Source organism: Phormidesmis sp. 146-20, from assembly GCF_052939475.1.
Genome location: NZ_JBJPHT010000038.1, coordinates 27,196 through 46,740, shown reverse-complemented (window position 1 = coordinate 46,740; position 19,545 = coordinate 27,196). Strand labels below are relative to the sequence as shown.

Genomic DNA, 19,545 nt, shown 5'->3' with positions numbered 1-19,545 from the left:
TCGATTCGTCTTCTCCAAAAAGAGGCTTTTTAGAGAAGAGGTAGAAGCCCTTTGGCTTGACAACTCATACTCATTACGAGTACGCTTTGATTAATTCACTAATCGAGGAGCTTACCTATGTTGCCTAACCGAGAAGGACAGCGCGTTCCCAACGCTACATTTCACACCCGCAAAGACAACCAGTGGGTAGACATCACAACAGAAGAATTGTTTGGGGGGAAGACCGTTGTTGTCTTTTCGCTGCCTGGTGCCTTCACGCCGACCTGCTCCTCTACACACCTGCCGGGATATAACGAACTGGCCAAAGTTTTCAAAGCCAATGGGGTTCATGACATTGTTTGCATGTCAGTCAACGATACGTTTGTGATGAATGAATGGGCTAAAGATCAAGAAGCCGACCATGTGACGCTGATTCCTGATGGCAATGGTGAATTTACCGAAGGGATGGGCCTATTGGTAGACAAACATGATTTGGGGTTTGGCAAGCGATCGTGGCGCTATTCGATGTTGGTCAGAGATGGTCTGATCGAGAAGATGTTTATTGAGCCAGAAGAGCCGGGCGATCCGTTTGTGGTGTCTGATGCAGAGACGATGCTGAGTTATATCAACGATCAGGCGCAAAAACCCAAGCTGGTTTCTCTATTTGCAAAAGTGGGTTGTCCTTTCTGTGCGCGGGCTAAAGCGATGCTGCAAGATCACGGCATGGACTATGAGGAGATTGTCTTGGGTCGCGATGTGACGAGTCGTTCTGTCCGGGCGATGACGGGCGCGGCGACGGTTCCTCAGGTCTTTATCGATGGCAGGCTGGTCGGCGGATCTGAGGAGTTGGCGGCTTATTTGGGAGCGGTGTAAGAAGGGATGAGGGATGAGGAATGAGGAATGAGGGATGAGGGATGAGGGATGAGCGATCGCCGTTCAACCTTTTCATTCCATCATTTGAATTTCATTGCCCGTTGTTCATTCCTTCAGTTCTAGACTGCGCCATAGATACCAGGATGCGATCGTTCGATAAGGCTGCCACGGCTGTCCGAGTTGAGCGATCGCTTTTGAGTTGGGTAGGTCGGTTAGATTGTAGGCGCGACGGATGCCTGAGCGGATTCCTAAATCGTCAACGGGCAATACATCCCAGCGATGGAGTCTGAAGATTAATAGCATTTGCACTGTCCAGCGACCGATGCCTTTGATTTGGGTAAGTTGCTCAACGATCGCTTCGTCTTCTAGCGTTGCTAATTCTGATATCGTTGGCAATCCGTTGAGTGTTTGTTGGGCGAGATCTTTGATGTAGAGCGTCTTCGATCGAGACAATCCCACACTTCGTAAATCCTCGTCTGATGTGTTGAGAATCGCCTCTGCGGTCGGCACTCCAGAATACAAGGCTAAAAACCGGGTGTGAATTGCTTTTGCGGCTTTTGTAGACAGTTGTTGTGAGATGATCGATCGTGACAACGAAAACAATAAATCACCGGACTGTTGCGCCTGATCTAATGTGCAATCCCCAATTTGATCAATCAGGTTTGCCAAGATTGGATCAGACTGTTTGAGATGAGCAAGCGCGATCGTATAGTCCATTTTTTAGTTTGATTATTTTTGTTTGATGATCAAAGCTGATTTAACTGATCTCTTCACTCGATTCCCAGTCTCATCCACCTTACCGTTAATGGTTTTGCCTCGATAATACAGCGCTGACGAACTGCCACCATCCAGATTCATCGCCGTTTTGACTCCTAGACTTTTCATCAAGTCAGCGAGTTCTATGAGTGACATTCCCGAATCAGGTGAGGCAGTCTGAGCCACCATTACCCAAACGATCGCAGTGTCAGTTAGCCCGATCGCGCTTCTTGCATTCCGTTGATTGATGCCGATTGGGTCACGTCCATTACTCGGATCGATGAAGGCTTCTGACTCAGCAGTGAGTCTTGGCAACAAACGTGGGCCACCACCAATCGAACTTTTTAGCCGACATCCTAATGGAACTGGATCACGATGCAGCGCAAATGCATATCGAATCGTTTGATCACATTGATAGCGCCGAAACTCCGATCGATTCAAAATCCTCTCTAGATAAGGCTTCAACGTCGGATTCTCCATTAAGCGATCGTTCTCTTGAGGATTAGCCACCACTTGCCCTTTGAGAATGATATGAGAAGTCGATCGCTGGTTTTGAGGGTCAAAATATCCGCCGTTGATGACTGCAATTGCGCCTTCTCGTTGGGCAAACTGTTCGATCGTTTCGGTAGCCTCTGATAAAACAGGCATCACCTCAAATTGATTTTGCAACGGAATTTTAACAACATGAACAACGCTGTGAGAAAACGACCGTGATTCATATTGAATCGTTTGAGAAACCGAGCTTGACATAGAAATCGGAACCTGAGCAGATGGGAACGAAGAACGAAATACGAAGGCGATCGACAAACTTAATCCACCTAAAACCAATCCAATTTGCCAAGCTTTTCTCATATTCGCCTCTTCACTTGCCCTTCAGATCAGCCTGCTAAAATCAAACTGCAAAATTCGAAATCTACCATTCACACTGCTTTGAGTACGGTAAACCGAAGCCTGAGCGCTGACCGCCCCAGTTGCCAAGATGTTAAGTTTAGTTACATAAATAAAAGTTCACTTTGAACCATTTTGGACATTGGATTAGATCTTCTGGTACATGCTTTGACTCTCTCGATCGGCATAACTTTGAAGGATTCGTCTAAGCACCAAGTCTAAATCACAAGGATTGGTCACATTTATGAGCATCAAAGAAAACCCAACTCCGTCGCGCCCGCGCATCATTGGCAACATTTTGCTAGGTGTTTCTGGGTTGTTTCTCCTGGCAAATCTGTTTTTACCCAACTTGTTTGGGCCGCAGGTTCCGGGCGTTCCCTACAGTTTGTTTATCCATCAAGTCCAGGAAGGGGAAGTCGATCGCGTCTCAGTCGGTCAAAATCAGATTCGCTATCAGGTCAAAGGTGAAGCCGATCAGCCGGGTCAAGTCTTCTCGACCACACCAATTTTTGATCTCGAATTGCCCAAACTGCTCGAAGAAAAAGGGGTCGAATTTGCCGCCACGCCACCGCCCAAAAATGGCTGGTTCACCACACTTCTAAGCTGGGTGTTGCCTCCGTTAATCTTTATTGGCATCTGGCAATTTTTCATTGCACGCGGCGGCGGCGGGCCTCAAGGCGCACTGTCGATCGGCAAGAGCAAAGCCAAAGTCTATGTCGAAGGCGAATCAGCCAAAATCACGTTTGCAGACGTGGCTGGGGTTGAGGAAGCCAAAACTGAGCTAGTCGAAATCGTTGACTTTCTCAAAACACCCGCTCGATTTCTGCAAATTGGTGCCAGAATTCCCAAAGGTGTCTTGTTAGTCGGGCCACCTGGAACGGGTAAAACCCTTTTGGCAAAAGCCGTCGCAGGCGAAGCAGGCGTACCGTTCTTCAGCATTTCAGGATCAGAATTCGTCGAACTGTTTGTAGGCGTAGGTTCCTCTAGAGTTCGCGACCTATTTGATCAAGCCAAAAAGCAAGCACCCTGCATCGTGTTTATTGACGAACTGGATGCGATCGGCAAGTCCCGCAGCAGCAACGGATTTTACGGCGGCAACGACGAACGCGAACAAACCCTCAACCAGTTGCTCACCGAAATGGATGGATTTGCAGCAGGCGACGCGACGGTGATTGTTTTGGCAGCCACCAACCGCCCCGAAACGCTGGATCAAGCCCTGTTGCGCCCAGGTCGCTTTGACCGTCAGGTACTCGTCGATCGCCCCGATCTGTCAGGACGGGAAGCCATTCTCAAGATTCACTCTCAAAAAGTCAAGCTGGGCGATGATGTCAATCTGAAAGCGATCGCCACTCGCACCCCCGGATTCGCTGGCGCAGATCTGGCCAACCTGGTGAATGAAGCCGCCCTACTCGCCGCTCGCAACCGCCGCACAACCGTCGCTCAAGAAGACTTTGCTGAAGCGATCGAGCGCGTCGTAGCAGGCTTAGAGAAAAAGAGCCGCGTTCTCAACGAAACCGAGAAGAAAATTGTCGCCTATCACGAAGTCGGTCACGCAATGGTCGGCTACGCAATGCCCGGAAGTGGTCGGGTCGAAAAGATCTCGATCGTCCCTCGCGGCATGGCAGCCCTGGGTTACACCTTGCAGCTTCCCACCGAAGATCGTTTCTTGATGAACGAAGACGAACTGCGCGGCGAAATCACCACATTGCTGGGTGGACGATCGGCCGAGGAAGTCGTCTTTGGCAGCATTACCACCGGAGCCTCCAACGATTTGCAACGAGCCACTGACTTAGCCGAACGCATGGTCACCACCTATGGCATGAGCAAAGTGCTTGGCCCACTTGCCTATCAGCAACAGCAGTCCAACTTTTTGGGAGGATCGCCCAATCCGCGTCGAGCCGTCAGCGAAGAAACCTCCAAAGCGATCGATAGTGAAGTCAAGGAAATTGTGGAACAAGCCCACGATCGCGCCTTAGACATTCTCAAACAAAATCGCGAGTTGCTGGAAACGATCGCCCAAAAGCTGCTCGAAACGGAAGTGATCGAAGGGGAAGAGTTATATGCACTCTTAGGTCAGGTCAACAAAGTCGCTGTCTCCTAGTCTTCTCAGTCATTGCATCAGTAATTGAACGAAAGCAGGCGGAATTCTCATTGAGGTTCCGCTTTTGTTTTGTGCTCTCTGATAGTCTTTGACCTGCTGCTGTCTACAATGTGATTAGTGAATTAGTCAGCCATTCGCGCTATTCCAAAACCCATTTATCTTTTAATCATCCATCTGCTAAAAATGTCGGATTCTCAACCAGAAATTACGCCCGAAATCCTCCAAACGATCGACGTTCTAGAAGCGCTAGAAACTTTACTAGACAAAGCACCCAGCGAAGCGATCGAGCAAATTCTTCAAGACGCTTGGCTCAAGGTCAGTGAGACTTTTCCAGAAGACTTTAAGGAGGCAACACGAGAAGATGCTGGAGCAGAGGGATTGCGCCTCTACATTCGCGTCAAAGCCTTCTTTTCTAACCCAGCCAAAAATCGAATTAGTCCTGAAGACTTGGAAATCTATTATCAGCATCGGATGGAAGCGATCGACGAAGATTCTGCTGACTTTTCTACAGATGAACGGTAGCGATGGTAAATAAAGTGCTTCCACAGATGCCGATTTTAACAGTACAAGCCTTATGCTCTGAAGCAGCAAGCTTCTCAGCGATCGAGTCTCAGCATCCAGAGCCTATTCTCTATGGTGTCACAGACGGTAAAGCTATTGGAACATATTTGGAACAATTCAGGCTTTACTCAAAGGGAAAATATGAGTTTTTGGAGGGTAATTCAGCCAGTGGTATTGATTTTCCAGGCTTGCTTGTTGACGTAAAAGTAACCAGCGTCAGACAACCTCAGTCGCCATGCCCCTTCAAATCTGCACGACAAAAGATTTTTGGACTTGGATATTCTCTACTTGTTTTTGTCTATGACAAGTCAGACAATAGCACCATCCGCACAGCAACTTTAAGTATTCTGCACACCATCTATGTCACTGCCGAGAGAACAGCCGATTTTCAAACTCCAATGCTTTGCAGTGGCGGCTTCAATATGGGAGAGTCCTTGAGCGAGCCGGGCAAGAAGAAGGTGTTGTTGCTGTTTATAGAGCGGTTGTATGACTCAGGTTGTCTCTAAGTCAAAATTAGAGTATGGAGACTTTCAAACTCCATTAGAGTTAGCTGAAAAAATTTGTCATAAGTTGTTAGAGCTTGGTGTAAACCCTGACATTATTGTCGAGCCAACCTGTGGCATTGGTAACTTTATTCAAGCTTCTGCACATTTATTTCCATCAGCCAGTAAAATCATCGGAGTTGAGAGAAACCAAAACTATTTACAAGAAATTAGAAAAAATAGTCGGCTACAAGACAAAAGAATTCAAATTCAGCCAGGAGATTTCTTTGAGTTTGATTGGTCTTCAGTGATGAAAACTCAATGTAGCGAAAAAATTCTGGTATTGGGGAACTTTCCCTGGGTTACTAACTCTCAACAAGGAATGACTGGGAGCAGAAATTTACCTAAAAAGACTAACTTTCAAAATCACAACGGTTTGGATGCCATTACAGGTAAAAGCAATTTTGACATTTCTGAGTGGATGTTGATTAACGCTATCCAATGGTTGCAGAAACAGGATGCCTATCTTGCAATGCTATGTAAGACTTCTGTTGCAAGAAAACTATTAAATTATATTCAGTCCAAAAATTCAAATCTTTCTTACTGCTCAACTTACAAAATAGATGCAAAGAAATATTTCAACGCAACTGTTGATGCTTGTCTTCTATTCTGTAAATTTGACTTGGATTCACAAAACTACTTCTGTGACGTATTCAATAGTCTTGAGGCGGATACTCACTACCGGATAGGTTATCGAAATAATATTCCAATTAGAGATACAGGCTCTTTTGATCAATTAGAAAATCTACATGATCCCAAGAGGGAAGCGAAATGGCGATCGGGCATTAAGCACGATTGCTCAAGTGTAATGGAATTTCGTAAAGTTGATAATGCATTTATGAATGGATTGGGAGAAGTTGTTGATATTGAAGACACTTGCCTGTTTCCTTTAGTCAAAGGTTCTGATGTTGCACAAAACCGCATAAAAAGCATTAATCGCTATGTTTTGGTCACTCAAAGATTCGTTGGTGAGCCAACTGAATATATCCAAACTTTAGCTCCCAAAACCTGGAACTATTTAGAGACTCATTCGGACTATTTAGAGAACAGAAAAAGCAAAATTCATCAGAAGAGTTCTCGTTTCTCTATCTTTGGAGTTGGCTTGTACACGTTTGCGCCCTGGAAAATTGCAATATGTGGACTCTACAAAAAACTAGACTTTCGGTTGGTTGGGCAAATGAACGGCAAACCAATTGTTTTTGACGACACCGTTTACTTTCTCAGTTTTGAAGATGAACAAGTTGCTACTCAAACACTTACACTTTTAACTTCTTCGCCAGCAATAGACTTTTACTCCTCTTTGATCTTTTGGGATGAAAAACGCCCAATTAAATCCAGCATCTTGAACAGTCTAAACTTACCTGCTTTAGCAGAAAGACTAGCCTCAAAATTGTAAGAAATTAGGGCGTTGCTGATTGGAGGGATGAATCTGTTGGGAAGTGTCAATCTTTCCGCCCCCTAAATCCCCCAAAAATGGGGGACTTTGAACCTTGGGGTTCCCTCCGTGGGGCAATTCATCCCCTGATTCAGCAACGCCGAAATTAGCTATCAGGTTAAAACCATCAGACTGAAAGTTTTTGAATACCTGTCGTTAAACAGTTGACTAGCCTCTACTTTGTTAGCCTAGATTTTGAGTGATGGCGGTTGAGCGATCGACAAATTAGATAAATTAATCTACCTTGTGATTGTCAATGCCCAAGTTTCGGTGAAACGTTAGCGCTCCGACCTGTCGATCGCCCACCATCCAATTTTTCACCCGACTCGGCACCAACTCAAATTCGGTCTGGTTAATTTGCGCCAGTTCACTCAAAAACTCGTCCCAGGTGATGTGATCAAGCTGCATATAAATTGACTTTAGCGAAATGGGATGTCCCCAAGCAATCGCTTGCCCAACTGCCAAGCTCGCCAACTTTTGCCAAATCGGAAAGACCCGCTCCACCAGACTGCCGCTCAACTCAGGAAACTGACTCAACAATTCGCCCTGAGCGATCGCTTTGCGAAACTTTTGCAGCATGTCATATCGCGTCACATAGGGATTAAACTCGCCCACCTGCGATCGCAAATCGCCCCATTCACTCTTACGGACTTCAATAAATTTATCGATGGCCGCCAAAATTAAGTCTCGTTCTGCTTGACGATCAAGATTCGCCGGAAGCTGAATTTCCTCGACTTCTAAAGCTTTGTTGGTTGATTTAGCCACGGTGAAATGGGTGAGGGCGATTGTTCATCCAATCAGATTAGCAAGGAGCGGCTGTTTTCTCCACCCCAGACGTTTGACAAGCTTCGATCAGTCCATCAAGACCCTGGACGATCCAAATTTTGGTGTTGAGTTTTTGTTCGAGATCTTCAACACGCATGTCATCTAAAAACACGGTATCACCATGCTTCAACATCAAAGAAGGCAGCAGAATCCCATCCTGTAACTCCTGACCCTGCAACGCTTGTAAAATATCCTGCCCAGTCAGTAAGCCCGTCACCGTCATCGTTTGACCCCAATATTGACTATTGAGTGCCACCATTTTCACTGTTAGACCTTGAACCTGATTGAGTCGGCTCAAGATCGGCTGAAAAGCTTGCTCGACCGCGTTGCCCACAATCCATGTAAAGGAACGAGGAGACACCTTTTTAGGAAGCCGTTTTGCCTGTGACTGAAACTCTTTCAAAAATTGCCGAATCGACCCCACTCCATTACCAATCTGCGGATAGTCTTCGTAATGGGACTCCGGCGGCAACGCCTGACCCGCAATCAAAAACCATTCATCTGCCAGCCACACGATCGTCGAGCCATATTGTTGTTTGAACTGTTGTTGAAGCTGCTGCACTTGAGCAATCACTTCTTGAGCCTTTTCGCGAGTCACCGGAATCAACTCATCTTGATCAGGACGAAAGCGCGTCAATCCCACAGGCACCACGGCTACAGAAGCGATCGCCGGGATCTCCCCTCTGTGAAACTGCGCCAGATCCAACAGCGTGCGCGTCAGATGCTCGCCATCATTAATTCCAGGGCACAACACGACCTGAGCATGAATCTGTAAATCGCGATCGTCAAACCATTTCAACTGCTCCAAAATTTGCCCCGCTCGATCGTTCTTGAGCAACCGGGTTCTCACAGGGGCTTCCGTCGCGTGGATTGAGACAAACAAGGGAGACAGCCGCATTTGTTCGATGCGCTCCCATTCTCGCTGCGTCAAGTTGGTCAGCGTCAAATAACTGCCATACAAAAAGCTCAGACGATAATCGTCATCTTTGAAATACAACGTCTGCCGCATTCCAGGCGGTTGCTGATCGATAAAGCAAAACGGACAGCGATTGTTGCACTGGATCAAGCCATCAAACAAAGCCGTTTCAAACTCCAACCCCAAATCTTCGTCGTAGTCTTTCTCAATCTCGACTTGATGAGTTTTGCCACTCGCGTCCAGCACTTCGAGATCCAGCACTTCATCCGCACAGAGAAACTGATAATCGATCAAGTCACGCGGCTTTTGCCCGTTGATCGAAACCAGACGATCGCCCGACTCAAAGCCAATTTCTGCGGCGATCGAATTGGGCAACACAGCCGTAATTAAAGCCGGACGAATGGAAGAATCGCTCATGGAAGTTGGGAAGCTAAATGTCTAATCAGCGTTTGAAAACCGTGGTGAGAATGACCGTGACCGTCGCAGACGCAATCAGCGTAAAAGCCAGTTGCACGACCCATTGAGTCGCCTGTTGATAGTCACTAAAGCGATCGTTAAACCGTTCCCCATCACTAGACAGCTTATCAACTCGATCAGATAGCTGATCCAGCCGCTCCAAAACCTGTTGCTGAAAGTCTCTGTCTCTAAAATTTCGTTGGTCGTCGTCGGATTGCTCGGTCATGATCCTTTCACCCGTGCTTTTCTTATTCTAAGCCTCCTGAGTCAGACGTTTTTCAGCATGTCTGTCGCGATCGCCAATAACAACACCACACCGAACGTCAGACGATACCAGATAAAAACCAGCGTATTTTTGGTTTGCAGATAGCGCAACAACCAGGCGATCGACAAATAAGAAAAGATAAACGTTGAGACAATTCCCCCTAGCAAAGGCAGCAATTCATCGACATTCCCGATCGCTTTTCTCGCTTGATAAAGGGTAGCGATCGTCAAGGTCGGAATTCCTAACAAAAAAGAAAATCGAGCGGCGGTGTCTCGCTTCAGTCCCAAAAACAAGGCTGTCGTCAAGGTAGACCCCGATCGAGAAGCCCCCGGAAACAAAGCGATCGTCTGCCCTACCCCCACCAAAATTCCGTCCTTAATTTGCAGTGACTCAAAGCCGCGTTTACGCTTGCCGATTTGTTCTGCCAAACCCAGTAGCAGAGCCATCACGATCGACATCACCGCAATCACCAGAGGCGTTTCTGGAATTTTGTCATTGAGCAGTAGCCCACCGACTAATGCAGGAATCGTACCCACTCCAATACCGACCAGCAGTTTCCACTCTTCACGCTGCCAATCTTTTTCCCGAAATGCTGACCAACCACCCGTCACAATCTGCTGAATATCTGACCAAAAATACATCACGACCGCAATCACACTACCAAACTGAATCGCATCAATAAAATACTTTTGCTGCGTCCAGCCAAACACATCCCGAAAAATCAACAAATGAGCCGTGCTGCTAATCGGCAAAAATTCTGTGATTCCCTGAACGATGCCCAGCACGATCGCCTGAAACAAACCAACCAGCAGATTATTTTTTGGAGCGTCGGCAGCTTGTAGCAAGAAGTGCCCAGCGTTGAATAAAGCGCCCCAATCGGGGTTGAGTTCAAAAAAGTTCATGCGTTCCTGTGGAGTGATTGAGCGATCGGGGTCGTCTTTGCGCGACTAGTCTATCCGAAACTTGTGTCTTAGCAGCTAAGTTTCTATGACTCTCTGCTGATCCAGTCAATGATTTGCGATCGCACTCCGGAAAATCCGCTAAAATCAGAAATACCCCCAGGGGGGATAAGCTTCTTAAGATTTATTACAGAGTTACGACGTTTAACCGACCGAAGTCTGTATGGTAATGTTAAGTTAAGTAAATAAAATTAATCAGAAATAAGAATCCCTTGATTTCCTACCCGTACACTTCTAACCCTATTTATCAACCTCAGACCTCCGAAGCAATGGCTTCTGCTGAGAGTGCACCCGCTGTTCGACCCTGGTTGGTCTTTGGGGGCGCAGTGTTTCTGGTTGCCGTGCCTGTCTTCTTTGAAGCGCCTTTGGTTCGAGCATTGCCTTTGGTAAGTTTGGCGTTGACCGCAGGCTGGCTCTGGCTAGGTTCAAAGCTCTCATCTAAACTCAACACTCAGATCTGGGGAGACCTAATCACAGGATTTGCTTGGACTTGGATGGCGGGATCGGTCTACTGGGGATGGCTGCGCTGGGAACCGACCTTACATTTACCCGTAGAAGCGATCGCCCTGCCGATCGCCCTTTGGGGGCTGTCGCGTGGGCTGTGCAAGGTAGGCAACCTTTTCTATCTGGGTTCCCTGTTTGGCACGGTGTTGACTGACCTTTATTTCTACCTGGTTGGTTTGATCCCGGCTTGGCGACAGGTGATGCAGACCGAACCGGATCTTGTTCGCCCAATTTTTCAGCAAGCGATCGCTCAAGTTAACACTGCCTGGGGGCTTTTTTGGGTCGCTATCCTAGCAACAATTCTCTTTAGCGTCGGTATTTTTTCTTTTAGGCCCCAAAAGTTGCATTGGTTAGCGTTCAGTGGAGCAGTTCTGAGTACAATCTTGGTAGATGGTTTATTCTGGCTTGCGGCTTCTCTCGCTTGAGCAAAGCTTTAGTAGGTCAGTAATATCACGCTTGAAAGAAAATCTCATCCTTGAGAAGTTGAAAAGTTGAGTAGCCCAAAGATGCGTAGGTTACTTGTTTTCAGGCGTGAACACTGACACGTTTTGCGATGTCAGGATGCATCATAGGAAAGACTTATTGACTTCTAAACCTGTGGTGACTTTGCAACCCACTCCTCACCTTGTATTACGGACTGATTCTGGAAGTCGTCGTTTTCCCCTGGTTGGCGGTAACTGTTGGACGATCGGACGTAGTGAAGATAATAATTTTGTGCTGTCCGATCGTTGGATCTCGCGCAACCATGCCATGTTGCAGTCAATGGAGACAGGCGAGTTCTATCTGATCGATTTAGGAAGTCGCAATGGCTCTTTTGTCAACGGACGACGAGTGAGCATTCCGGTAACGCTGCAAAATGGCGATCGCTTGACGTTTGGGCAAACAGAGCTTGAGTTTTACTGCCCGATTCATCATCCTACCGACCCTTCGATGGGGATAGACTCCAAAGAATTTACCGCGACCGCGACGCTGCATATTCGACGACTGATTTCTGTGCTGGTTGTGGATATTCGAGACTTCACAGTTTTGACGCGCCAGCTAGACGAAAAGCTACTTTCAGAAGTGATTGGCACCTGGTTTCGGCGGGCGGGCGACATTATTCGCGAGTACGGAAGCTGGGTTGACAAGTACATCGGTGACGCAGTGATGGCAGTCTGGACGCATGGCCCCCAGGGAGTCAGCCGCGACGAAATGCTGAGAATCTTTCAGGCAGTGGGGGCCCTGCATACGATGACTAGCAATCTTTACAACCAGTATCCCTTACCCTTTCCTTTACGCATTGGCGCTGGGATCAATACAGGCTACGCGATGGTTGGCAATACAGGGAGTGGCGATCGCCCCGATTACACTGCCCTCGGAGATACCGTCAATGCTGCCTTTCGCCTCGAATCTTCAACCAAACAGATCGGTCTAGATATTGCTTTGGGTGAAACCACTTACCATCATCTTTCGACCCTGGTGGCAGATGCTCAGTTTTTTGAGCAATACACCGTTCACCTTAAAGGCTACGACGTTCCGACGCTGACTCATGCCTGCTCATTTGCGGATCTCGATACGTTTCTACAACTCAAAGTTGGATCAAATAGTTAACCCAGTGTCGAGTTAACTTTCATTGCTCAAGCGTCTGAATCTTCAGAATTGATTTGGATTTGAGGAATTCAATTTCTCAAACTTGAAAACTCAAACCCTCTGATTAAGAGTTTGTATCACGGAGATGATAGGCTCTAATAAAAGCTGTGTCGAGAGTCTGCTCGATCGAGTGGGAGGGAAATTAACATGAAACGTTTCGTTCGATTTATCGCCACCTTGAGCCTGATTGTATGCCTGGGTTGGTTTAGCGCGTCTCAGAGTGCAACGGCTGCAAATCTGAGCAATTTTGGGTCTGTCCGTCCGTCTGCTGTGCTGGCTGCCGAGCCGCTTCGCAATGCGGTTGAAGATAAAATGGCAACAGACTATGGTAAAAAAATTGACCTAAACAACACCAATCTTCGAGCGTTCCGCCAATATCAGGGCATGTATCCAACGCTGGCAAGTCTGATCTTCAAAAATGCTCCCTATGAAAGCGTTGAAGATGTCCTAAAAATTCCTGGGTTGAGTGAGAAACAAAAGGAAGTTTTGCAAGCCAATTTGAACAATTTCACGGTTAGTGAAGTCTCGAAGGAGCTTGTAGAAGGTGACGATCGCATCAACAACGGGATTTATCGCTAAGATTCAAAAAATCTACGTGTTCTAATTTTTCGCTCTCTGCACGATCGGGCTGTCCCAGAATGCAGAGAGTGTTTTTATAGCTGCCTCTAAGATGTCAGATTTAAGATGTCAGATTTCAACTCATTCGACGTGCTAGTGATTGGGGCGGGGGCTGCGGGTCTCTACACTGCTCTGTGTCTGCCTGCTCACTTTCAAGTCGGACTGATTACCAAAGATCAGATCTCTCGCTCTGCCAGTGATTGGGCACAAGGCGGCATTGCGGCAGTGATTGATCCCCAGGATTCGACGGCTCTACACCTCGACGATACGCTGAAGGCGGGGGCGGGTCTGTGTGACTACCAGGCGGTCAAGTTTCTGGTCGAGAATGCGGCTGAGTGCATTCATAATTTAGTAGACATGGGGGTGGCGTTCGATCGTCAGGGTTCCAATCTGGCTCTGACGCTAGAAGCGGCCCATTCACGGCGACGAGTCCTTCATGCTGCTGATACGACGGGTCGAGCTGTCGTCACAACGCTTACTGAACAGGTTCTCAGCCGTAAAAATATTCACATTGTCGCTCAAGCCTTTGTCCTTGACCTTTGGCTAGATTCAGAACAAACCTGTCAGGGTGTCAGCGTTGTTTATGAGGGGCAGGTTCACTGGATTCGGGCAGGTGCAGTGATTTTGGCAACGGGCGGCGGGGGACAGGTATTTGCGCAAACGACCAATCCAGCCGTAAGTACAGGAGATGGGGTCGCGATCGCGCATCGGTCAGGGGCAATTTTGCGAGATTTGGAATTTATGCAGTTTCACCCGACGGCACTGACTCAGCCAGGAGCACCCCGCTTTCTGATTAGCGAAGCGGTGCGGGGAGAAGGCGCACATCTGGTCGATCGTCTGGGGCATCGATTCGCGTTTGATTACCACCCGGCTGGAGAGTTGGCTCCTAGAGATGTGGTGAGTCGAGCGATTTTTAGCCATTTGCAAAAGACGGAAGCAGATCCCGCCCTAGCAAATGTGTGGTTAGATTTGAGGCCGATCGCTCCTGAGACCATTCGTCACCGCTTCCCAAATATTATTCAAGTCTGTCAGCGCTGGGGGATCAACGTCTTTGAGGAGCCGATTCCGGTCGCCCCGGCAGCCCACTACTGGATGGGGGGCATTGAGACAGATTTGCTAAACCGCACGTCGATTTCAGGACTGTATGCGGTGGGTGAAACGGCCAGCACGGGTGTTCATGGGGCCAATCGCCTTGCTAGCAATTCACTATTAGAATGTCTGGTTTTTGGGGCGCAGTTAAAGTACCTGGAATTAGATGTAAGCGCAATCTCTTCAAGTTACCCCCAAGGGATTGCTGCAACTGCTGCATCCGTTGTCCACTTTGTCGCCGCTGACCTCGAAAAAATTCGGCTACTTCGCCTAGAACTGCCCAAACTCGTCTGGCAAGGAGCCGGGATCTGTCGAGAGCAGAAAGTTTTGCAGGAAGCGATCGCTCAACTTCATCTCTGGCAACAAGAATTTGCCCAACTCTCTCTGACACAAAGCCTGTTAAATCTATCTCCCGGCCAAACGCTCAAATTTGATGCCGCCGACGCAGATGCTCACCTTCGGGCTTGGGGCGAACTCTACAATCTGCTGGATATCGCTGATCTGATTCTCAAAAGTGCTGCCTACCGCACCGAAAGTCGGGGGGGACACTATCGATCGGACTTCCCCAACTCGTCTTTGGAATGGCAGATGCATACAATGGTTCGGCGGGAAGCAGAGCGCGATCGCTGGTGGACAGCACCCGTAAGAAGGGATAAGGGATGAGGGAAAACTTCGATGAGATGAAAAAACTACAAATATTTTTGGACGACTTCCCAACCTGTCAGGGAGACTAATACGAAGGCAACGCAGAGAAGGGCATTTACGCCGATGTGGAGCGGTTTTGCCCAGGGACGATCCGGACTAATTTGCACAGCGCTCCAGGCTGAGACAAACACTAACTCGACGACAGCAATTCCGACCGGAAGATGGCTGGAATGACCCAAACTGCCGTAATGTCCCAGGGTGCCGACAATGCCGATCGCCAACAGCAACAACACCAGCCCTGCCATGATGCCCCCCGTTACAAAGTGGAAGGGTCGCAACCAATCGGGACGCTGCTGGCGCGTCGCAAACAGGGCAACTCCAGTAACAGCCTGGATCAGATAGGCAACGATCGTAAAGCCCATTGACCAGGCAGCAATTTTCCACAGCCAGATAAAAGAGGGTAGATCCAAAATAGTTAACTCAGTACAGCACCCTCATTGTCCTAAAAAATGCAGTGACTGATCAAGCCACCGCAGGAGTTTGGTCACATTTCATTCGTTACAGATTTGGCACAGAAGTGATTTGATGCAGCTTTGGGCAATCGTAACTTTCAAGGGACTTCGGAACAATTTTTCTTAAAGAGCAATTTTTTAGAGTGTCAATCAGGTCTGACTCAAGCCAAGCTATCTACTCAGCAGAGGTTAAAACGGGCGTGGCAGCAATGCCTTCATTGCGACGTTCCTGTTCTTGGGTGGAAACTGCTGGTGACTTGCTGCCTTCTTCCACACACAAGGTTGAGCAAGCGATCGTATCTGAGAGAATGGCACTCGCCATCATGCCCGTATGAATTTCAAGCTGGGCATCAGACACCGCCTCAAACAACAAACGCTGACCCGGAAAAACAACCCGCTCAAAGTACCAGTTAGGAATGTTGGTGATGCGGGCAATTTGCATCTGACTTGTAGCGTTGACATAGCAGCAAAGCAGCTTGGTCGCAGTGTCAGAAGGGACGGGATCAAAAATCTGAGCCATAGGTTTCATGGAGAGGACTCCATCTTTGAGGTGAGTGGCTTAACGCTAACACTCTGCGATCCCAGGTGACTGTAAATCCCACTACCAATGGCTTTTTCTATTGCAAATTCTTTCTTAAGGTAGAGCAATGTCAAGGATTGTCTCTATGCTTAATTAATAAATTTTGAGTAAGGAGTGATGAAAGGGCGATCGCAACCCTTATCCATCCGTGATCCTGGCAAAACTTAACCCAAATCGATCCACAGGAATCAGAAGCAGTGGTATCGTAAAGTTATATGACAACACTTTTCAGAATCTTTGACCAAACATCTATTTAGATCCACCCCTTGATCTCAGAAACACATCAGCAATTTCTCATAAACTAAAAGTGAGAAGGTTTGCTGAAACTTGCAGGTTTTGACTTGCTCATTTGAGACTGAGATATCCTTAAACCGCCAACCAATAATGGAAAATCGAATTCTCTACGTCCGCCTTCCGTGTAACCCGATTTTTCCCATCGGCGTGGTCTACCTGGCAGATCACATTCACAAGCAGTTTCCCCACGTTGAACAAAAAATCTTTGACCTGGGTACCGTTCCCCCACTAGACTTTGCGGCCGCTCTGGATGCCTGCATTGATGAATTTCAGCCCAGCCTGCTGGTTTATTCTTGGCGAGACATTCAAATTTATGCGCCTGTGGGTGGACGGGGTGGAAATCCTTTGCAGCATACGTTTGAGTTCTTTTACTCGCTCAATCCGCTGGTCAAGATGAAAGGCGCGATCGGTCTGCTAAAAATCGCAACAGGCTACTATGGCGAGCTTTGGCGCAATTTGGGCTTAATCAAGCGAGGCGTAAAACGAGCGAAACGCTACAATCCCAATGCTCGTGTGGTTGTAGGCGGTGGTGCCGTCAGTGTTTTTTACGAACAGGTCGGAAAAAGCTTGCCCAACGGGTCGATCATCTCAGTCGGTGAAGGGGAAGCGCTTTTAGAAAAGCTGGTGCGGGGTCAAGATTTTTCTGATGAGCGGTGCTATGTGGTGGGTGAGACGACTCCCCGCGATCGCATGATTCACGAAGCGCCCGCTAATATTGAGAAAACGGCCTGCAACTACGATTACATTCAGAGTATCTGGCGTGACTTTGAGTATTACTTTGAGTCTCAAGATTTCTATGTAGGCGTGCAGACCAAGCGGGGCTGCCCTCATAACTGCTGCTACTGCATCTACACGGTGATCGAAGGTAAGCAGGTGCGGATTAATCCGGCTGAGGAAGTCGTGGCTGAGATGAAACAGCTTTACGATCGCGGTATTCGTAATTTCTGGTTCACCGACGCTCAACTGATTCCCGCCCGCAAGTATATGGACGACGTGATCGAGCTACTGCAAAAAGTTCTCGACGCAGGCATGAAAGACATTCACTGGGCTGCTTACATCCGAGCCGACAATCTCACGCCTGAACTGTGCGATCTGATGGTCAAAACAGGGATGAATTACTTTGAGATTGGCATCACTAGTGGGTCTCAAGAGTTGGTTCGCAAAATGCGGATGGGCTATAACTTGAGAACCGTTTTAGAAAACTGCCGCGATTTGAAGACTGCTGGATTCAACGACCTGGTTTCGGTGAACTACTCGTTTAACGTGATTGATGAGCGTCCTGAAACAATTCGTCAAACGATCGCCTACCACCGTGAGCTAGAGAAAATTTTTGGGGCCGACAAAGTAGAGCCTGCGATCTTCTTTATCGGACTCCAACCCCATACCCACCTTGAAGAATTTGCCTTCAAAAATCAGATTCTCAAACCTGGGTACGACCCGATGAACATCACGCCCTGGACGGTTCGCAAGCTGTTGTGGAACCCTGAGCCATTGGGATCATTCTTTGGGCAAGTCTGTCTGCAAGCGTGGCGGCAAAACCCCAACGACTTCGGGCGCGAAGTGATGAATATTTTAGAAGCGAGACTGGGACGTGCAGACTTAGAAGAGGCTCTAACGGCCCCGATCGCACCCAAACAACAGGCTCTAGCAAGCGTTGGCGCGAGAAAGTGAGGATTTAATGCTGGAAGGTTCCATTCTACAAAGGTTGAGGTCTGCTCACCAGAGCGGGCACTCAGGGAAACGTCCCTTAAACTTTGGGGTTTACTACAAAAACACGCTGGTCTCTCTCTGTCACGCCCTAGAGGACTGCATTCTCACCTGTAGCAGTGCGCCCCTCGTGGTGACTGCCTTCCAGCGTGGCAAATGGTATCTCCAGGAAGCCGATCGCTATGCTGAACTAGCTGATCGATCCCGACAGGTGGTGATCATGGCCTCCCACGACACAGGCTTTGCAGAACATCCGACCAGCCAGCGATCGAATGTCTCTCTGGTAGAACTGGAACAAACTGACCCTGTTTCTCAAGAGTGGCACTTGATGATTTTTGCGCCTACCTATACTGCGATGGTGCTTTGTCAAGAGCTTTCGGTCGAAGACTACGGTGAGAAAGGGGTTCCGACCGAAGATCTCGATCGTAAGTTTTACGGGTTTTGGACGTTTGAATCCAATCTAGTTAAGGAAACAGTAGAACTCACGATCGACCATCTCGGACGCTACAATTCTGACCTTCGCCAGCAGCTCACTGCCAGAGTGCAAGAAATTAGCACCGAGGCTAAAGCAGCCGATCGCGATGACATTTACACCGCTGTCTCGCTGGTGATGGAATACCTGAAAACGGGTCAGCAGGATTTGGAGTCTGTCTCGACCGCTCATCGTCACGAAGCTTTAGATAACAATTTAGTGTCTAATGAGTTGCAGGCATTTTTGAGGCTGGCTCAACTAATTGACCAAACTGACCTCAGTAATCCGATGGCCGCCGCAGAAGTGACGACGCTTGGAGAAGCAATGGCGCAACTGCTCGATCTTCCTTCGTGGCAGTTAAATCGATTGAGGCTGGCGGGTTTGCTGCATCGACTGGCCTTTTTACAGCGATCGGACAGCGTTTTGAGTGCCGGAAGTTTTGCCCGCTATTCTGAAAGTGAACCAGACGCGCCGCCCAGTTGCCCGATCGTGCCCGGAGCGCAAATTCTCAGAACCATGCAGCGGTTAAAGGCGATCGCCACCATCATCACTCACCAAACCGAACGCTGGGACGGACAAGGCCAACCTGCGGGGCTAGCGGGCGACGAAATTCCTTTAGAATCTAGAATTCTCGGACTTTTGGCCGCTTTTCAGCAGCAGCTTGCTAACCATCGAGCGAATCCAGCCCTGACTCCAGAGGCGTGTTTTACCCAAGCGTTAGCAGCCTGTCAGTCAGAACAGGGCGATCGCTGGGATCCAAAACTCGTTGATGTGCTCACCCTGTTGGTGAGTGGAATGCAACAAGGGTTGAGTCTACCGATCAGCCTGCCCAAAATTGCAGCGGGGATGTGGCTGCTCGACTCTCACTCAGACGAAGACCTGCTCAAGTTGTCAGAATTCGAGCAGATGGTGGACATGGCAATCGAACAGGTTTAACAG

General features: G+C 48.2%; 19 protein-coding genes. 11 read left to right on the top strand and 8 right to left on the bottom strand.

The annotated features are described in order from the left end of the window. Positions 1 to 117: 117 nt before the first annotated feature. Complete coding sequence (locus tag ACKFKH_RS23740) at positions 118 to 852, top strand: glutathione peroxidase (RefSeq protein WP_446860839.1); 735 nt, start codon at positions 118 to 120, stop codon at positions 850 to 852. Between the two features lie 105 nt (positions 853 to 957). Here the strand turns inward: ACKFKH_RS23740 and ACKFKH_RS23735 are convergent, their stop codons facing one another. Then, entirely contained in the window at positions 958 to 1,569 is a 612-nt protein-coding gene (locus ACKFKH_RS23735; protein WP_446860838.1) for a DNA-3-methyladenine glycosylase family protein, read from the bottom strand. 12 nt (positions 1,570 to 1,581) lie between these two features. Then, the gene (locus ACKFKH_RS23730; RefSeq protein ID WP_446860837.1) at positions 1,582 to 2,460 is read right to left on the bottom strand and encodes a phosphodiester glycosidase family protein; all 879 of its coding nucleotides are present in this window, start codon (positions 2,458 to 2,460) and stop codon (positions 1,582 to 1,584) included. A gap of 280 nt (positions 2,461 to 2,740) precedes the next feature. Here ACKFKH_RS23730 and ftsH4 point away from each other — a divergent pair, with 280 nt between their 5' ends. The 4 genes from ftsH4 (at position 2,741) to ACKFKH_RS23710 (ending at position 7,096) form a co-directional block, all read left to right on the top strand. After that, complete coding sequence (gene ftsH4, locus ACKFKH_RS23725) at positions 2,741 to 4,597, top strand: ATP-dependent zinc metalloprotease FtsH4 (RefSeq protein ID WP_446860836.1); 1,857 nt, start codon at positions 2,741 to 2,743, stop codon at positions 4,595 to 4,597. A gap of 183 nt (positions 4,598 to 4,780) precedes the next feature. Further along, positions 4,781 to 5,119, top strand: coding sequence for a hypothetical protein (locus ACKFKH_RS23720; protein WP_446860835.1), 339 nt, complete (start codon positions 4,781 to 4,783; stop codon positions 5,117 to 5,119). 2 nt (positions 5,120 to 5,121) lie between these two features. Beyond that, on the top strand, positions 5,122 to 5,664 hold the full coding sequence (locus ACKFKH_RS23715; protein WP_446860834.1) for a restriction endonuclease: 543 nt from the start codon (positions 5,122 to 5,124) through the stop codon (positions 5,662 to 5,664). Next, a complete protein-coding gene (locus ACKFKH_RS23710) occupies positions 5,645 to 7,096 on the top strand; it encodes an SAM-dependent methyltransferase (protein WP_446860832.1) in 1,452 nt (483 codons plus the stop codon). The genes ACKFKH_RS23715 and ACKFKH_RS23710 overlap by 20 nt, the downstream gene beginning before the upstream one ends. Before the next feature lie 273 nt (positions 7,097 to 7,369). On the opposite strand, the gene ACKFKH_RS23705 is transcribed toward ACKFKH_RS23710, so the two are convergent. From ACKFKH_RS23705 to ACKFKH_RS23690, 4 genes are read right to left on the bottom strand one after another with little or no spacing between them, the layout of a single operon-like run. Next, positions 7,370 to 7,900: a hypothetical protein gene (locus ACKFKH_RS23705; RefSeq protein WP_446860831.1), complete on the bottom strand. Its 531-nt coding sequence runs from the start codon at positions 7,898 to 7,900 to the stop codon at positions 7,370 to 7,372. Between the two features lie 37 nt (positions 7,901 to 7,937). Continuing rightward, on the bottom strand, positions 7,938 to 9,293 hold the full coding sequence (locus ACKFKH_RS23700) for a TIGR03279 family radical SAM protein (protein WP_446860830.1): 1,356 nt from the start codon (positions 9,291 to 9,293) through the stop codon (positions 7,938 to 7,940). A gap of 25 nt (positions 9,294 to 9,318) precedes the next feature. Further along, on the bottom strand, positions 9,319 to 9,558 hold the full coding sequence (locus ACKFKH_RS23695) for a hypothetical protein (protein ID WP_446860829.1): 240 nt from the start codon (positions 9,556 to 9,558) through the stop codon (positions 9,319 to 9,321). A 41-nt stretch (positions 9,559 to 9,599) separates the two neighbouring features. Further along, entirely contained in the window at positions 9,600 to 10,499 is a 900-nt protein-coding gene (locus ACKFKH_RS23690; RefSeq protein ID WP_446860828.1) for an undecaprenyl-diphosphate phosphatase, read from the bottom strand. Between the two features lie 326 nt (positions 10,500 to 10,825). Between ACKFKH_RS23690 and ACKFKH_RS23685 the strand changes: the two genes are divergently transcribed. From ACKFKH_RS23685 to nadB, 4 genes are all read left to right on the top strand, one after another. After that, positions 10,826 to 11,485, top strand: coding sequence for a DUF3120 domain-containing protein (locus ACKFKH_RS23685; protein WP_446860827.1), 660 nt, complete (start codon positions 10,826 to 10,828; stop codon positions 11,483 to 11,485). A 157-nt stretch (positions 11,486 to 11,642) separates the two neighbouring features. Continuing rightward, a complete protein-coding gene (locus ACKFKH_RS23680) occupies positions 11,643 to 12,650 on the top strand; it encodes an FHA domain-containing protein (protein WP_446860826.1) in 1,008 nt (335 codons plus the stop codon). A 186-nt stretch (positions 12,651 to 12,836) separates the two neighbouring features. Continuing rightward, positions 12,837 to 13,268, top strand: coding sequence for a photosystem II complex extrinsic protein PsbU (psbU, locus tag ACKFKH_RS23675; protein WP_446860825.1), 432 nt, complete (start codon positions 12,837 to 12,839; stop codon positions 13,266 to 13,268). A 105-nt stretch (positions 13,269 to 13,373) separates the two neighbouring features. Continuing rightward, entirely contained in the window at positions 13,374 to 15,059 is a 1,686-nt protein-coding gene (gene nadB, locus ACKFKH_RS23670) for an L-aspartate oxidase (protein ID WP_446860824.1), read from the top strand. A gap of 26 nt (positions 15,060 to 15,085) precedes the next feature. On the opposite strand, the gene ACKFKH_RS23665 is transcribed toward nadB, so the two are convergent. Beyond that, positions 15,086 to 15,511 (bottom strand): DUF4079 domain-containing protein, encoded by a 426-nt coding sequence (locus tag ACKFKH_RS23665; protein ID WP_446860823.1) that lies wholly within the window; start codon positions 15,509 to 15,511, stop codon positions 15,086 to 15,088. Positions 15,512 to 15,728: 217 nt separating this feature from the next. Beyond that, positions 15,729 to 16,073 carry a DUF1830 domain-containing protein gene (locus tag ACKFKH_RS23660; protein ID WP_446860822.1) on the bottom strand — a complete coding sequence of 115 codons (345 nt, stop codon included), beginning with the start codon at positions 16,071 to 16,073 and terminating at the stop codon, positions 15,729 to 15,731. 444 nt (positions 16,074 to 16,517) lie between these two features. Between ACKFKH_RS23660 and ACKFKH_RS23655 the strand changes: the two genes are divergently transcribed. Together ACKFKH_RS23655 and ACKFKH_RS23650 are read left to right on the top strand one after the other, a co-directional pair. Then, positions 16,518 to 18,098: a photosystem II high light acclimation radical SAM protein gene (locus ACKFKH_RS23655; protein ID WP_446860821.1), complete on the top strand. Its 1,581-nt coding sequence runs from the start codon at positions 16,518 to 16,520 to the stop codon at positions 18,096 to 18,098. A 7-nt stretch (positions 18,099 to 18,105) separates the two neighbouring features. Further along, a complete protein-coding gene (locus tag ACKFKH_RS23650; protein WP_446860820.1) occupies positions 18,106 to 19,542 on the top strand; it encodes a DICT sensory domain-containing protein in 1,437 nt (478 codons plus the stop codon). Positions 19,543 to 19,545: the final 3 nt, after the last annotated feature.

Excerpts from the sequence above, each read along its gene's own strand:
- ACKFKH_RS23740 (WP_446860839.1), top strand. The coding sequence starts at position 118 with ATGTTGCCTAACCGAGAAGGACAGCGCGTTCCCAACGCTACATTTCAC.
- ACKFKH_RS23735 (WP_446860838.1), bottom strand. The coding sequence starts at position 1,569 with ATGGACTATACGATCGCGCTTGCTCATCTCAAACAGTCTGATCCAATC.
- ACKFKH_RS23730 (WP_446860837.1), bottom strand. The coding sequence starts at position 2,460 with ATGAGAAAAGCTTGGCAAATTGGATTGGTTTTAGGTGGATTAAGTTTG.
- ftsH4 (WP_446860836.1), top strand. The coding sequence starts at position 2,741 with ATGAGCATCAAAGAAAACCCAACTCCGTCGCGCCCGCGCATCATTGGC.
- ACKFKH_RS23720 (WP_446860835.1), top strand. The coding sequence starts at position 4,781 with ATGTCGGATTCTCAACCAGAAATTACGCCCGAAATCCTCCAAACGATC.
- ACKFKH_RS23715 (WP_446860834.1), top strand. The coding sequence starts at position 5,122 with ATGGTAAATAAAGTGCTTCCACAGATGCCGATTTTAACAGTACAAGCC.
- ACKFKH_RS23710 (WP_446860832.1), top strand. The coding sequence starts at position 5,645 with ATGACTCAGGTTGTCTCTAAGTCAAAATTAGAGTATGGAGACTTTCAA.
- ACKFKH_RS23700 (WP_446860830.1), bottom strand. The coding sequence starts at position 9,293 with ATGAGCGATTCTTCCATTCGTCCGGCTTTAATTACGGCTGTGTTGCCC.
- ACKFKH_RS23695 (WP_446860829.1), bottom strand. The coding sequence starts at position 9,558 with ATGACCGAGCAATCCGACGACGACCAACGAAATTTTAGAGACAGAGAC.
- ACKFKH_RS23690 (WP_446860828.1), bottom strand. The coding sequence starts at position 10,499 with ATGAACTTTTTTGAACTCAACCCCGATTGGGGCGCTTTATTCAACGCT.
- ACKFKH_RS23685 (WP_446860827.1), top strand. The coding sequence starts at position 10,826 with ATGGCTTCTGCTGAGAGTGCACCCGCTGTTCGACCCTGGTTGGTCTTT.
- psbU (WP_446860825.1), top strand. The coding sequence starts at position 12,837 with ATGAAACGTTTCGTTCGATTTATCGCCACCTTGAGCCTGATTGTATGC.
- nadB (WP_446860824.1), top strand. The coding sequence starts at position 13,374 with ATGTCAGATTTCAACTCATTCGACGTGCTAGTGATTGGGGCGGGGGCT.
- ACKFKH_RS23660 (WP_446860822.1), bottom strand. The coding sequence starts at position 16,073 with ATGGCTCAGATTTTTGATCCCGTCCCTTCTGACACTGCGACCAAGCTG.
- ACKFKH_RS23655 (WP_446860821.1), top strand. The coding sequence starts at position 16,518 with ATGGAAAATCGAATTCTCTACGTCCGCCTTCCGTGTAACCCGATTTTT.
- ACKFKH_RS23650 (WP_446860820.1), top strand. The coding sequence starts at position 18,106 with ATGCTGGAAGGTTCCATTCTACAAAGGTTGAGGTCTGCTCACCAGAGC.